The 13842-nt window shown below is 53.8% G+C and carries 14 protein-coding genes; 10 read left to right on the top strand and 4 right to left on the bottom strand.

The features are described from left to right. Positions 1-79: 79 nt before the first annotated feature. From flgB to flgE, 4 genes are read left to right on the top strand one after another with little or no spacing between them, the layout of a single operon-like run. Positions 80-487, top strand: coding sequence for a flagellar basal body rod protein FlgB (flgB, locus tag TU84_RS16165; RefSeq protein WP_048370664.1), 408 nt, complete (start codon positions 80-82; stop codon positions 485-487). 3 nt (positions 488-490) lie between these two features. Continuing rightward, positions 491-934: a flagellar basal body rod protein FlgC gene (gene flgC / locus TU84_RS16160; RefSeq protein WP_048370663.1), complete on the top strand. Its 444-nt coding sequence runs from the start codon at positions 491-493 to the stop codon at positions 932-934. A 15-nt stretch (positions 935-949) separates the two neighbouring features. Next, positions 950-1675, top strand: coding sequence for a flagellar hook assembly protein FlgD (gene flgD, locus TU84_RS16155; protein ID WP_048370661.1), 726 nt, complete (start codon positions 950-952; stop codon positions 1673-1675). Between the two features lie 10 nt (positions 1676-1685). Continuing rightward, entirely contained in the window at positions 1686-3014 is a 1329-nt protein-coding gene (gene flgE / locus TU84_RS16150; protein WP_048370659.1) for a flagellar hook protein FlgE, read from the top strand. An 88-nt stretch (positions 3015-3102) separates the two neighbouring features. On the opposite strand, the gene TU84_RS16145 is transcribed toward flgE, so the two are convergent. From TU84_RS16145 to codB, 4 genes are all read right to left on the bottom strand, one after another. Next, positions 3103-4128, bottom strand: coding sequence for a hypothetical protein (locus TU84_RS16145; RefSeq protein WP_053225256.1), 1026 nt, complete (start codon positions 4126-4128; stop codon positions 3103-3105). A 127-nt stretch (positions 4129-4255) separates the two neighbouring features. Beyond that, the gene (gene codA, locus TU84_RS16140) at positions 4256-5497 is read right to left on the bottom strand and encodes a cytosine deaminase (protein ID WP_048370657.1); all 1242 of its coding nucleotides are present in this window, start codon (positions 5495-5497) and stop codon (positions 4256-4258) included. Continuing rightward, positions 5494-6717 carry a PucR family transcriptional regulator gene (locus TU84_RS16135; RefSeq protein ID WP_048370655.1) on the bottom strand — a complete coding sequence of 408 codons (1224 nt, stop codon included), beginning with the start codon at positions 6715-6717 and terminating at the stop codon, positions 5494-5496. The genes codA and TU84_RS16135 overlap by 4 nt, the downstream gene beginning before the upstream one ends. Then, positions 6714-7964 (bottom strand): cytosine permease, encoded by a 1251-nt coding sequence (codB, locus tag TU84_RS16130; RefSeq protein WP_048370653.1) that lies wholly within the window; start codon positions 7962-7964, stop codon positions 6714-6716. Before codB ends, TU84_RS16135 begins: the two co-directional genes overlap by 4 nt. Positions 7965-8599: 635 nt before the next feature. On the opposite strand from codB, the gene TU84_RS16125 reads away from it, so the two are divergent. The 6 genes from TU84_RS16125 (at position 8600) to TU84_RS16100 (ending at position 13766) form a co-directional block, all read left to right on the top strand. Next, on the top strand, positions 8600-8869 hold the full coding sequence (locus TU84_RS16125) for a hypothetical protein (protein WP_048370650.1): 270 nt from the start codon (positions 8600-8602) through the stop codon (positions 8867-8869). Between the two features lie 501 nt (positions 8870-9370). Continuing rightward, complete coding sequence (locus TU84_RS16120) at positions 9371-10270, top strand: FkbM family methyltransferase (protein ID WP_157403808.1); 900 nt, start codon at positions 9371-9373, stop codon at positions 10268-10270. Positions 10271-10298: 28 nt separating this feature from the next. After that, entirely contained in the window at positions 10299-10898 is a 600-nt protein-coding gene (locus TU84_RS16115; protein ID WP_048370646.1) for an ATP-dependent Clp protease proteolytic subunit, read from the top strand. Beyond that, on the top strand, positions 10882-11808 hold the full coding sequence (locus tag TU84_RS16110) for an acetamidase/formamidase family protein (RefSeq protein WP_048370644.1): 927 nt from the start codon (positions 10882-10884) through the stop codon (positions 11806-11808). The genes TU84_RS16115 and TU84_RS16110 overlap by 17 nt, the downstream gene beginning before the upstream one ends. Before the next feature lie 13 nt (positions 11809-11821). Then, complete coding sequence (locus tag TU84_RS16105) at positions 11822-12832, top strand: aKG-HExxH-type peptide beta-hydroxylase (protein ID WP_082148738.1); 1011 nt, start codon at positions 11822-11824, stop codon at positions 12830-12832. Next, entirely contained in the window at positions 12816-13766 is a 951-nt protein-coding gene (locus TU84_RS16100) for a hypothetical protein (protein WP_157403807.1), read from the top strand. The genes TU84_RS16105 and TU84_RS16100 overlap by 17 nt, the downstream gene beginning before the upstream one ends. Positions 13767-13842: the final 76 nt, after the last annotated feature.

Raw genomic sequence — 13842 nt, 5'->3', positions numbered from 1 at the left:
ACTGGCACGGGGTTTGCTGTGTTCATGTCATGTAATGCCTGAAGTACACGCTCAGGCCAGTCCACACAGGTTTCCCGACATGAGCATCAGCTTCGATAAAGCGCTCGGTATCCATGAGCAAGCCCTGGGCTTTCGCGCCAAGCGCGCGGAAGTGCTGGCGAACAACATCGCCAACGCCGACACCCCGAACTACAAGGCTCGGGATCTGGATTTCGCGTCTGTGCTCGCCGCACAAAACGATAAAAACCAGAACGGCACCTTTGCCTTGAACATGACCAACAGCCGTCATATCGAAGCGCAAGGCCTCAGCAGTGGCGATGAATCGCTGCAGTACCGCACGCCGATGCAGCCTTCCATCGACCAGAACACCGTGGACGCTCAGCTCGAACAGTCGAACTACGCCGAAAACGCGGTCAACTTTCAGGCCAGCTTTACGCTGCTCAACAGCAAATTCAAAGGGCTGATGTCGGCCCTGCGTGGAGAGTAAGTCATGTCCCTAGCCAGTGTTTTCAACATTGCCGGCAGCGGCATGAGCGCTCAGACCACCCGCCTGAACACCGTCGCCAGTAACATCGCCAACGCCGAAACCGTGTCGTCGAGCATCGATCAGACCTACCGCGCCCGGCACCCGGTGTTCGCCACCATGTTCCAGGGCGCGCAGGGCGGTAACGGCGACTCGCTGTTCAACAATCAGGACGCTGCCGGTCAGGGCGTGCAGGTGTTGGGCGTGGTCGAAGACCAGAGCGAGTTGCAAGCACGTTATGAACCCAACCATCCGGCTGCCGACGCCAAAGGGTACGTGTACTACCCCAACGTCAACGTGGTTGAAGAAATGGCCGACATGATTTCTGCCAGCCGTTCGTTCCAGACCAACGCAGAAATGATGAACACCGCCAAAACCATGATGCAGAAGGTCCTGACCCTCGGTCAGTGATAAGGGGCGACACTCATGAGCGTGACCGATACCACCAGTGGTTTGACCCTCAATCAGATCCTCGCCAACTCTGCCCGGACCACCACCACCGACACCAGCGTGGGCGCGGCATCCCGGGCGGTAACCGGCAACCAGTCGCTGGGCAAGGATGCGTTCTTGCAGTTGCTGGTGACCCAACTGAAAAACCAGAACCCGCTCGACCCGCAGGACAACACCGCGTTCGTCGCGCAGTTGGCGCAGTTCAGCAGCCTGGAAGGCATCACCACCCTCAACGATACCGTGACCTCGTTGTCGGGCGGCTTGCAGTCTTCGCAAGCGTTGCAAGCGTCGTCGCTGGTGGGTCGCTCGGTGATCGTGCAAACCGGCGAAGCTTATGTCGACCCGTCGAGCGGCAAGCCGTTCAACGGCACTGTGGTGGTCAAAGACGCGGACTCGCGGCCGACCATCACCATCAAGGATGCCGACGGCGAAGTGGTCAGAACCATCGACATGGGTGTGCAGAAGGCCGGCAATGTCGACTTCACCTGGGACGGCAAAGACGCCAACGGCGAGCTGCTGGAGAAGGGCTCTTACACCTTCAGCGCCTCGACCAAAACTGACGCCGGTACAACGGCGTTGACCACCTACCTGCCAGCCACGGTCAACAGCGTGACCCTGAGCAAGACCGGTGGCGAAATCATGCTCAACCTCGCCGGGCTGGGCAGCATTGGTATATCAAAAGTCCAGACGATAGGCCTTTAAGGAGAGACATATGTCATTCAATATCGGCCTTAGCGGCCTGTATGCAGCCAACAAACAACTCGACGTGACCGGCAACAACATTGCCAACGTTGCCACCACGGGCTTCAAGTCTTCGCGTGCCGAATTCGCGGACGTGTACTCGGCCAGCAAGCTGGGTGTGGGCAGCAAGACCATCGGCAGCGGCGTCAACCTGGCCAACGTGTCGCAAAACTTTGGCCAGGGTGCGGTCAACAACACCGGCAACCTGCTGGACATGGGCATTGAAGGCAGCGGCTTCTTCGTGCTGAGCGACAACGGCGCCCTGAGCTACACCCGGGCCGGTACGTTCAAGGCTGACAAAGACGGCTACGTGACCAATACCAATGGCACGGCGCGCCTGCAAGGTTATGGCGTGGACGCTAACGGCGTGATCAACACCAGCGTGTTGACCGACCTGCGCATCGACACCTCGAACCTGGCGCCTAAAGCCAGCAGCAAAGTGGACTCGACGATCAACCTGAACTCCACGTCGGACGTGATCAACCAGACCACCACGCCGTTCGACCCGAATGAGACGTCGTCCTACAGCAAAAAATTCAGCACCACCATTTACGATACCCAGGGCAACCCGCACCCGATGGATCAGTACATGGTCAAGACCGGTTCCAACACCTGGAACACCTACACCCTGATTGACGGCCGCAACCCCGATGGCAGCGTGGCCACCGGCGAAAACGCCAAAGCGCCCGTGCCCTCGACTATGAGCTTTGATTCCAGCGGCGGCTTGGTCAGTGTGACCACGCCTAATCCGGTGGCCGGTGGGGACCCGATCGTCAGCAGCACGCTGACCATCAGTAACTGGATGCCGGGCGCGACCGTGAACGGTGCGTGGGTGTCCAATGGCGCGGGGGCCAACGAGAAGGGGATTGCCATCAACATGGCCAATACCACTCAGTACAATACCGACACCGCCCGCAACCCGCCTACCCAGGACGGCTACGCGACCGGCCACATCAACAACCTGACCATTGATGGTTCGGGCGTGATGTTCGCCAACTTCAGCAACAACCAGAGCCGTGCCATTGGCCAGATCTCCTTGGCTAGTTTTACCAACGAGCAGGGCTTGCAACCGGTAGGCGGCACCGCCTGGAAAGAAACCTACGCCTCGGGACAGGCCGGTTTTGACGTGCCGAAAACCGGCACGTTGGGCGCCATTGCCTCTAACTCGCTGGAAGACTCCAACGTCAACCTGACCAACGAGCTGGTCGACTTGATCAAGGCGCAGAGCAACTACCAGGCCAACGCCAAAACCATCTCGACCCAAAGCACCATCATGCAGACCATCATCCAGATGACCTGATAACCGCCCGCAAACTGTAGGAGCGAGCTTGCCTCGCGATCTTTTGATCTTTTAAAAGATCGCGAGGCAAGCTCGCTCCTACAGGGTTTTAGTTAAGCAACGCCCTGAACTCGGCCTGCTGTGACGGGGCGATGCAGATCTTGATCAAATGCTCGATTTGCCGGGCGGTTGCGTGCTTTTGCTGCAGCAACTCAATCGCCCTGACCCACAGGGCTTTGCGGCAATAAGGCTGCAGATACTCCGCCGTGGCCACTTTTTGCCCCTGAATCATCAATTTGGCCGCAGGCCTGAACGCTTTGTTGACAGCGATCAGGCGCGGTTGCGCCTTGACCTTGGCAAGCAAGGACGGCTTGGGGAAGTGCACCGGCACCGAGGCTGCCAGGGTCGGCAGGTCGGCGTGGTAGCGTTCACCGTGATGCTCGAAGAACCCTTGGTTCATCGTGTGGTGATAGCGTTTTTTGGAGTAGTAGTGGTGGATGCAGTCATTGGCGGTCACCACGTTCGTGCCGGCCATGGCAAAGGACACGGCGATCTGCTCGATGGTGTGCAGCTTGGCGTAATGCTGGTTCCATTCATCGATCAGCGCGATGGCCTTGTCCAGCAACCCGGCATTGGCGCGGGTCATGCCGCAAATGCCGCTGTTATACAGCTTGAGGCTGTCGGCAGGGGCTTTGCCGTTGGCGATCAGTTCATCTGAAAACGCCACGTAATCGGCGCGCAACTTGGCTTCGGCCCACTCCCATTCAAACTCATCCATTAAGTACTGCTGATCGTTGATGCGCTCAAACAGCAGGGCCGGGTCTTTGAAAAACACCGTGTCGGTGTCGACGAAGATGGTTTTGTCCGCGAGTTTGGCCCCGGCGGCGATAGCGCAGGCTTTGCGGCGATGTGTGTAGCCGTAGGCGCCTTTCCACTGCGCCAGTGTCTCGGTGCTCAGGGCGATGACTGTGACGGGCCAGCCTTCAAAGGTCTGGGGCTCGTCGGTCATTAACGTGATGGTGAAGCTGTCGGGCACGCGTCGTTCGCGCAGGGCCGACAGGATGCTGAGTTTGGCTTCTTGGCGGTAAACGGCATTACCACCGTACAGCAGGTACAACAGGTGGGAGGAATCCATACATCCATGCTTTTTAGTGTGCGTTAGCCCAAGGTCGGGTTGTCCAGCGGCGCACATTATGCCGTAAACGTGCAGGGCTCGATAACCCGCCAGCCGCTGCCCCGGGGCGGCGGCTAGCAGGGCTTGATCACGCGCCGATCAGCTCTACGCGCTCAGGAACGCGGTTCATCAGCACTTTACCGGCACGGATCGAGACGCGAGCCTTGGCCTGGCGGCGCAACACTTCGTAATCATTTTCTGCGTCGAGGATCACCAGGTTGGCCGGACGGCCGACGGCAATGCCATAGCCTTCGCCCAGGTTGAGGGTGCGGGCGCTGTTGTCGGTGACCAGGTCCAGGCAGCGCTTGAGGTCTTCAAAGCCCATCATGTGGCAGATGTGCAAACCGGCATCCAGCACACGCAAGATGTTGCCGTTGCCCAGCGGGTACCACGGGTCTTTGATCGAGTCCTGGCCCAGGCAGACGTTCATGCCGGCGCGGTCCAGTTCGGCCACGCGGGTCACGCCGCGGCGTTTGGGGAAGGTGTCGAAACGGCCTTGCAAGTGGATGCTTTCGGTCGGGCACGAGACAAAGTTGATGCCCGAGGCCTTGAGCAGGCGAAACAGCTTGGAGCAGTAAGCGTTGTCGTAAGAACCCATGGCGGTGGTGTGGCTGGCCGTGACCCGGCTGCCCATACCGCGCACGCGGGCTTCTTCGGCCAGCACTTCGAGAAAGCGCGAGTGCGGGTCGTCGGTTTCGTCACAGTGCACGTCCACCAGGCAACCGGTGCGCTCGGCCAGGTCCATCAAAAACTTGATCGAGCTGACGCCCTGATCGCGGGTGTTTTCAAAGTGCGGGATCCCGCCCACCACGTCTGCGCCCATCTCTACGGCGCGGGTCATCAGTTCGCGGCCATTGGCATACGACTCGATCCCCTCCTGAGGGAAGGCCACGATTTGCAGGTCGATCAGGTGGCGCGCTTCTTCGCGCACTTCCAGCATGGCCTTGAGTGCTGCGAGCGTCGGGTCGGTGACGTCGACGTGGGTGCGCACGTGCTGAATGCCGTTTTCGGCCAGCATGCGAATGGTGGTGTGGGCGCGCTGCTTGGTGTCTTCGTGGGTGATGGTTTCTTTGCGCTGGGCCCAACGCTCGATGCCTTCGAACAGCGTGCCGCTGAGGTTCCATTCGGGTTGACCGGCGGTGAGCGCTGCATCCAGATGGATATGCGGCTCAACCAGGGGTGCGATCACCAATTGGCCTTGAGCGTCGATGTCGCCGGGTTGTGCCGCGACACTGCCGGTTTGCAGGGTGATGGCGCTGATGCGCTCGCCTTCACAGCTGACCGTGTACAGGCCTGGGGTTTTGCGCAAGGTGGCGTTGATGATGTTCATGGTCGGTCCTGTCGTTGGGCTTCGGTCATGCGCCATACCAGCAGGGCGACCGAAGCGTTCATTCTAAAAAGTGGATCATCGAGCGATTGCCCGCTGAGCTGCTCGATACGTTGAATCCGTTGGTTCAGGGTGTTGCGGTGGATGCTTAAACGCTGCGCGGCCTTGAGGGCGTTGCCGTTTTCCTGGAGCAGGGCGTCCAGGGTGTCGATCAAACTGTTGGGCTGTTTGCGGCGGCTTTCGATCATCCGCCCGAGGGTTTGCTTGACGAACAGGTCGATCACCGAGCGATCGCCAATGGCCTGCAGCAAGCGCAGCACACCCAGTTCGTTGAAGTCGCACAGGCCGGTGGCCGGGCGCAGGTTCTCGGCAACGTCCAGCGCCTGACGGGCCTGATTGAGGGCTTGAGGGTAGTGCTCACAGGCGTCGACCTTGCTTGCCAGCCCCATAAACAGCGCCAGGTCGCCGATCACCGGTTGCAACTGCTGAGAGAGGCGGGCCAGGTCGGCGCGAACGTTGTCGTGGTCTGCCAGCAGCAAGATAAACAGATCGCCTTGCACCACCACTGGCAGCGCATCCGGCAGGGCACGGCTCCAAGCGTCGAGGTGGTCCTGGACTGCCTGACGAATCAGTTGCAGCAAGCGCTCGGCTTCATCCGGGGCGTGGTTGTCAAACAGCGTTGCAACCGCCGACAGGCGCAGCGCTACCAGGCGTCGCGGGCTGTCCAGCGGCAGCTTTAAATGCGCGGCACGTTGGCGGGCGGTGGCAAGGCTTGGGTAATCGCCGCTGAGCAATTGCGCCAGAATGTCATGGCGCGAGCGCTTGGCCTGGGCCATTTGCACAAGCGCCGTGCCGATCAGGTGCGTGACGATGACCATCTTCAGCAGGTACGGCTGCTCTATCAGCGGCAAGCCATAGTGCTCGGCCAGTTCCACGACGGCCTGGGGGATGCGCCGGATAAACGCCTCGCCGGTCAGAATCACCAGCCCGGCGATGCCGCTGGCATCACCTTCGTGCACCAGGCGCAGCAGGTTGGCTTCGTCGCGGGGGTGGTTAATCCCGGTGACAAACACCAACTCGCCGCCCATCACCCACTCGCCAATGCCTTCGTTCTCGGCCACGTACGACCAGCGCACGGTGCGATGCAGGTTGCGGGCTCCTGCCCGAATGGCCATTTCTTCAAGGCCGGGCAGCGCCAGAATTTCTTCAACGGTGAGGCTCAAACCGCCTCCTGCGTGCGGTGTTTGCCAATCTCAAGCAGCACCACGTAGCACAGGGCCGAGGCGGCAATGCCCACCAGCGGCGCGATCCAGGGTGATGAGTAGGCCAGCACGGCGCCCACGGCATACGACACCAGGCCCCGCAGGTTGTAGCGTGGCAGGCTGACCGAGGCCAGTTGCGGGTACTTGCCGTGATGGCGATACCAGAAGTCGGCCATGATCACGCCGCCGATGGGCGGGATCACCGAGCCGAGCAGCACCAGAAACGGAATCAGCATTTCGTACATGCCGCCGATGGCCAGCACCACGCCGATGGCGGCGGCAATCAGGGTCATGGTGCGGCGACGTTCAGTGCGTACCAAGTGACAGGCAGCGGCCGACACGTTGTAAATGGTCGGGCCCTGAATGGTCCACAAATTGAGGCACAGCATAATCACCGCGGCGAATGACAAGCCTTGCAGCATCATCACTTCAACGATATCGGCCTGTTGGTAAACGATGGCGCACCAGGCACCGGCGACCACCATCAGGCCGTTGCCGAGCAGAAAGCTGACCACGCTGGCGATGACTGCAACCCGCCCGGTACGCGACAGGCGCGTCCAGTTGGTGGCTTGCGTCGCGCCGCTGGCGAAGGTGCCGAAGACCATGGTGATCGCGGCCGAGAAGGTCATGGTTTCATGCGGGATCACCGCTGCCAGCGCCTTGAAACCGCCGACGTGCTGGGTGGCGAGGGCCATCGAGACAATCATCAGCACCAGCATCAACGGCACTGAAATGCGCGACAGCACATCCAGCCCTTTAAAGCCGATGATGGCGGTAATGCTGAAGCCAAAGCCAAACACGATCATCAGCGGGACGGTAAAGCCTTCGGCCAGGCCGAGCATTTTGACCAGCACAATCGCCACCGTCGCCGCGCCCCAGGCGTACCAGCCCAGTTCGGCGAACCCCAAAATAAAGTCCGAAAGACGGCTACCGGCCTCGCCAAAGCAAAAGCGCCCCATCAACACCGTGTTCAGCCCGCTGCGCGATGCGATCAGCGCCAGCGCGGCGGCATACAGCGCCAGCAAACCATTGCCGATAGCGGCAATCCACAGCATGTCGACAAAATTGAACGCCATGCCCAACTTGCCGCCGGCGAACATCGTGCCGGTGAAAAAGGTAAAACTGAACAACACCATCGATATCGGTAGCAGGCCCTTGCGAGCAGTGCTGGGTGCTTCGCTCAACGCAAATTCACCGTGTGAACTCATGAGATTTTCTCCGCCTTTAGTGGGTTGGCCGTGGTCCGTGGCCTGGCTGGGCCAAAGCAATTACCGGGCCTAGTTTACTAGGTGGCAACATGCTGAATAAAAGCGGGCAGAAGTAATAATGAAGGGTGTTCACAGTGCACATACCGAGTTGTATTTTTATAAGGATGGTGTGCATTTTGCTTTATTTTGAAGCGCGCGTGCACTGTTTTAGGCGGGGAGAAAGGTAACCCCTCGGTAGGAGCGAGCTTGCCTCGCGATCTTTTGATCTTTTTAAAAGATCGCGAGGCAAGCTCGCTCCTACAGAGGTGGCAGGGTTATGTGGCTCACGATTTTCCGGGATGTTTCGCACAGGTTTGCCAATTGCCGGGCCGAGGGGGCGACGCCTATAGTCGTTGCTCGCCGTTTGGGCGACCGGGTTTGGCGACTTGGGCAACATTTAGCTGGCATGCGGTTGTTATATGCGGCGGAGCGTGTATTTTGCTTGCGTTGCTTTATGGCAGCTGTGCGTGGGAGATCTTCGGGTCTGCCGGGTTTTCCTAAATGTTACCGGTTCGCCAACCCGCGCACAGTGGCCACCTATTTTCGTTTGGCGACGAGAGTGGTTGGCTCAAATCTGACATTTAGGAGCTTTACTCATGACTGCATCCCCCTACATCCCGTTAACCGCGATCGACTGCACCATTCCCGCCTTACTGATTGACCGCAACGCGCCGCTGGATGTGTTGCATGCTAACGCCATGGCCCGTGTGCTGGCGGTTACCCAATTGATGGAAACCTTTTCCTGCCGCGAGATGGAGCAGGCCGACGCGGTCGACCTCAAACACCTGGCAACCACGGCCATGCTGTTGCTGCGTGATGGCTGCGACCTGATGAATGTGGTGAGCTGGCGTTTGCAGCCTGCTTGAACAAAAGGTTGTGTAAATACCATCGCAGTAGCTCGGCTCTTGTACATTTAATAAAAGATTTCATAAAGAGTTGTATTAAATCCAAGTGCCATAAGGATTTAGGGTGATGGTTAACTATATTTCATGAGGGGTGTGAGAATTTTCTGTAAGAAATTTAACTTTTACCTTGAAGTTGGGTGGGTAAGTGCGAGTGTAGGAAATATCTGAAATTGATCATGATATTTTGACCTTGTTTAAATAGTGAGTTATAGCTTTGCTTGTGGTTTGCGTAAATGTACCGCTGCATAACTAACATTATGAGGTGCGTTATGGCTGACAAATGTAAAAGCAAAAAAGTACCCATTGTGCGAGAAATTGACCTGAAAAAAATATTTGGGTTGAATGGGAAAAATGGAAAGGTCGTTCTGGCAGTGACAAATTAGGACAAGTCCTTCTCATGGTTTGCAGGCGTGTCTTTTATGAGGCAGGCACGCCTGCATGTTTCCGTATATGAGGCCCTTTATGAAATTTCCGTTTGACCTGTCCGCAAACAAGATAAAAATAATTGACGTAGGTGCCCGCGCTGTTCCGGAGGGGTTTCATTATGAGGCGTTAGTAGATAGTAATGCCTGTGTCGTAACGGCAGTGGAACCGGATGCTAAGGCTAATAAGTGGTTGACGAATAGAGCAATCGATAAGATCCACAATGTGGCGATCGGCGATGGGGGTGTCCATGAGATGCATGTCTGTCAATTAGCCTCGTGTTCATCGATGTTGGCTCCCAATAAAGCATGTCTGGAGTTCTATTCCGGCATGGAGTTTTTTTATAGGGTTGAGAAGATAAACACTATTAAGACCTATGGGTTCGATGTTGTGTTTTCTGATGCGCATTTCGATTATCTTGATATCGATGTGCAAGGGTATGAGTTGGAAGTCTTAAAGTCAGGAGGTAGAAATATAAAAAATCTCTTGGGTATACATATAGAGGTTTCGTTTGTTGAAAAATATGTAGGGCAGCCTTTGTTTCGTGATATAGATGTTTTTTTAGCTGAGCGCGACTTCACGTTTCACTGTTTTACCGGCTACGGTACTCGATCACCTCGTGGCGTGAAAGTAGACGGCAGTTCGGTAAATGGGATCAATCAATGGTTATGGGCTGATGCATTTTATTTTCATCGGTTCGATGATGATGAATTTTGGGGTGTTTCGAATCGTCTGGTTAAGTTGGCCTGTATTTTCCATTGTGTTTACAAGTCGTATGACTTTGCCGTGCATGCACTAAAGTGCTTCGATAAGTTGGGCGGGAGCGCTTATTGTCATGAGTATGTTCGTTACTTGCAGGAGAAGGGTGTTGATGTTGAGGAGGGGGAAGACAGTGAATGGATAATGGAAGGCATGATTAAAAAATTGAGTCTTATCTGACAGTGATTTTCCTGAGAGGTCATGTGTGATGCCCCATTTAAGTGAGAAGAAGGATCGTGAGTCGGGAGGGATGGATTCGTTAAGTTTCAAGTTGTTAGACAGCACGATTGCGGCAAGAAAAATATTTATTACAGGAGAGATCAATACAAAAATGGCCAAGGATGCCGTGCAGCAACTGCATGCGCTTGCCTATATGAGTGATGAGCCAATTATTGTTTTTATTAGCTCGCCTGGGGGGCATGTAGAGTCAGGGGATATGATATTTGATGCGATACGCTTTATTAAGCTGGTGGTCATCACCATTGGCTCGGGCTGGGTGGCAAGTGCGGGTGCACTTATCTATGTCGCTGCGGATAAAGAAAATCGTTATTCATTGCCCAATACCCGTTTTTTACTTCATCAACCCTCGGGTGGTTTTCAAGGTAAAGCGATGGATTTTGACGCGTATGCAAAAGAAATTATAGAGATGAAAGAAAGACTTAACAGGATTTTTTCTGATGCGACAGGGCAGCCTATAGAAAAAGTCAGAATCGATACGGATAAAGATTTTTGGCTGAGTGCAGAAGAGGCTGTTGAATATGGGCTCGTACACTCAATTGTCGTAAAGGAAAATGAAATTCATAAGTGAAGTAGAGGATCTGCCACGGCAGAAAAAATATTATCAGTCGTTTTCAGGGCGAGAGAGTGATTTCTATTCTTTGAAACCAGGCAGTGCGTACGCGACGAGAACGATTGATAACTTAGGGTTTGATGAGTGCCTGGATCGTGTCAGCACTTACTTTAATCCGTTGTCAGGTCCGTATTTCTTAGAGGGAAGCAAGTGTGGTGATGTGCTTGCCATAACAGTCTTGGATATCCGAATTACTCGGAATGTTGGGTTGTCTTCGCAAGGCATATTGCCAGAATTTATAAATGAAAAATACAGCCAGCCTGTGGTGGGAGAGGAGGTCGTTTGTTGGCAGATTACTGGAGATCGTGGCATTCCTGTGAGCCAAAGCGACACAGGGTTGAACCTGCTTTCAGTCAGGCAGGAGTTGATGATCGGGTGTATTCGTTGCTCTGACCCAGTGGGCAAGGGGGAGGGTTTGTCATCGATTGACGCTGATGAATATGGCGGCAACGTCGACTGCACCTTTTTTAAAAAGGGAGCCACCCTGTTTTTACCTGTTGCCCATGACAACGCGTTCTTTTATATGGGAGATATTCATTTTAATCAGTGTGTGGGTGAGGTGGGCGGCTCGGGTATTGAAGTGTCCGGTGAAATTGTATTTTCTGTAGATAAATGCAGTCAACCGCTGCACAGTTGCTTGCATATTAATGTGGGGGGCTTCGTTTATTTTATGGCTGTGAACGAAGATTTTAATGCCAGTGTTCGTCTTGCCTATGGATATGCATTTGAGGCGCTGCTCGGTAACGGTGTGGCAGAGTCTGTTGCCCGGCTGTTACTTGGGCATTGTGCTTCGCTGCACGTGATGAAATTGGGCGTCCCGAATGTTGTAGTGGTGGGTGTTGAATCGGCGTTTTTTATAAAAAAATAACGAGGTGTCCGCGATGTACACTATTAGTGCTGCTCCTGATGTGCTGGTGGCGACTACACTGTTCGAAAATGTTTCGGCGAGGTTGTGGGCAAGTTTTGAATATTTGTTGAGATCTATTGGTCAGGAAGACAGCCGTTTTTTTGGGTTGATTTCAGAGTATCGTAACTGCCCTAAAGCGCCTCCTTTCTTTTTTGCAGCCCATGAAACGTTGATAAGTTACTACGTGCGTGGAGAGGAGGTTAGCAAGAGTTTAAGTGAAAGGTTATTATGTTTTTCAAGTTGCGAACGCCACTCTAATCTGGAGGTGCTTCCCTTTTTAATGTCGTCGGGGTTGCAAAATGAAATATGCAGTTCTGTCGTCTATTCAGATATTAGAAAGACTTATGAAGACGCGGATGCCAATGTTGCTTTGCCAAAGGAGATTGGTAGTGAGGGTGAATTTCTGGCATCCAGGCGTTTGATGATTCATGCGCTTGACATTGTTAGGTGTGCGGACGATGCGTTGTATGCTGAAATGGCGCAGGTCGTGGATGAAATTAGAATTTTTCAGTCTGGATATTGTCGGGCGGGAACTAATTTTAATGCCTTGGGTATGATTTATGTCGGGTCGTGTTCAGTGCACGATACTGTCTCTAGGTACATAGAGCACGTTGTTCACGAGTCAGCGCACAATTTATTATATGCGCATTGGGTGCATGATCCGCTCTTTGAAAATCATAATGACAGATTGTATCCAACTCCCTTTCGTAAGCAGGCTAGACCACTCAGCGCTATTTATCATGCTGCCTTTGTGCTGGCGCGAACTATTTATGTGTTTGAAAGAATATATAAAGCTGATCCGGGTGCTTTGGATTTTAGTAAGGTGAGAACTAATTATAATGAGCGTGGTAATGATGCTTCATTTAAGGATAAGTTTTTTCAGACGCTAGGGGTTGTCTATGAACATGCAGAGCTTACGGCTTATGGGAGGTCGTTAATTAAATCGTGTCAGGAAATGGTAGAAGGATGTGAAATTGCAATATAAAGGTGCCGCGGTGGGGGGCGTAGTCGCGTTGTTAGTGTTTTTGAGCGGCGATGCTTTTAGGATGATCTATTCGGCGTATTTCTTGTATCGTGAGATTGATCCGTTTGTCTTGATGTTTTGCTTCTCGTTGCTGTCATTGATTTCTTTGGCAGGTTTGATGCTGAGGGACTGGTTGCGCTCAGGCGTTAAATTCAGTTGTGTGGTGACTGATTTTAGACAGCGTGCAGGCTTTGTCCGTTGTGTCTATTTGTATGGATTAATAAATTTTTTTACGTTGCTAAGCTGGGCGTCTGGTTTTTGGGCTATTAAATATTTGCTTCCGGGGGCTTTTTCCTCAATTGCGGTCTCTGTGGGGGCGATAATATTGCCCTTTACGCAGGGTGTTCGGTTAAGTGTACTCAATATCTTGCTTTCGATTCTTGTCGTTTTAAGTGCCGTTTTTATAGCCAGTGCTGGAGGTGGTATTGCAGTCTCCGGAGCAAGTGGTTCCGGGGCTGGTATTAATGCTGGTATTGTCTTGTCTATATTGTGCGGTATAGCTATTTATATAAACACGCGCGTGTCAGCGAGGCTCGGTGTTCTCAAGCAGTCTCCAATAAAGGTTAATGCTTTACGGAGTATTTTGGTGGTGTTCTGCTGTTTTGGTCTGTGTCTAAAATTTGATTTTTTTTCAACGATCGAGGTCGCTTGGGTTGATGTGGTGTTGCTGTCGTCTTTTATGTTCTTGATTCAGGTTTCCCTGCAGTTCGCAATTGCGTGGTTAGGTGCATCGCTCACTACAATAGGTTTATCTGCAGCACCCGCGTTTGCGGTGCTTATCCAAAGTGTTTTTTTTAAAATAACAGTCGATAGCATCGTCGCTTCGGTTATTTTTTTTAATGCCTGCGTGTTGATAGTTCTGACAGTTGAACAACGTAAGCGTGTAAGCCGTTAATAGCTTGGGTGATAGCCCCAAAAAACAAAACCCCCGCCAAACCCAACTGTTACCAGGGTTTAACGGGGGTTTTTAG

This window comes from Pseudomonas helleri (assembly GCF_001043025.1).
GTDB lineage: Bacteria > Pseudomonadota > Gammaproteobacteria > Pseudomonadales > Pseudomonadaceae > Aquipseudomonas > Aquipseudomonas helleri.
Note: the sequence above shows the minus strand (reverse complement) of the source record. Positions and strands in the feature narration are given on the sequence as shown.

Bases quoted from the DNA above. Each gene is read 5' to 3' on its own strand.
- flgB (WP_048370664.1), top strand. From the start codon at position 80: ATGAGCATCAGCTTCGATAAAGCGCTCGGTATCCATGAGCAAGCCCTG.
- TU84_RS16145 (WP_053225256.1), bottom strand. From the start codon at position 4,128: ATGGATTCCTCCCACCTGTTGTACCTGCTGTACGGTGGTAATGCCGTT.
- TU84_RS16125 (WP_048370650.1), top strand. From the start codon at position 8,600: ATGACTGCATCCCCCTACATCCCGTTAACCGCGATCGACTGCACCATT.
- codA (WP_048370657.1), bottom strand. From the start codon at position 5,497: ATGAACATCATCAACGCCACCTTGCGCAAAACCCCAGGCCTGTACACG.
- codB (WP_048370653.1), bottom strand. From the start codon at position 7,964: ATGAGTTCACACGGTGAATTTGCGTTGAGCGAAGCACCCAGCACTGCT.
- TU84_RS16110 (WP_048370644.1), top strand. From the start codon at position 10,882: ATGAAATTCATAAGTGAAGTAGAGGATCTGCCACGGCAGAAAAAATAT.
- TU84_RS16120 (WP_157403808.1), top strand. From the start codon at position 9,371: ATGAAATTTCCGTTTGACCTGTCCGCAAACAAGATAAAAATAATTGAC.
- flgD (WP_048370661.1), top strand. From the start codon at position 950: ATGAGCGTGACCGATACCACCAGTGGTTTGACCCTCAATCAGATCCTC.
- TU84_RS16105 (WP_082148738.1), top strand. From the start codon at position 11,822: ATGTACACTATTAGTGCTGCTCCTGATGTGCTGGTGGCGACTACACTG.
- flgC (WP_048370663.1), top strand. From the start codon at position 491: ATGTCCCTAGCCAGTGTTTTCAACATTGCCGGCAGCGGCATGAGCGCT.
- flgE (WP_048370659.1), top strand. From the start codon at position 1,686: ATGTCATTCAATATCGGCCTTAGCGGCCTGTATGCAGCCAACAAACAA.
- TU84_RS16115 (WP_048370646.1), top strand. From the start codon at position 10,299: ATGCCCCATTTAAGTGAGAAGAAGGATCGTGAGTCGGGAGGGATGGAT.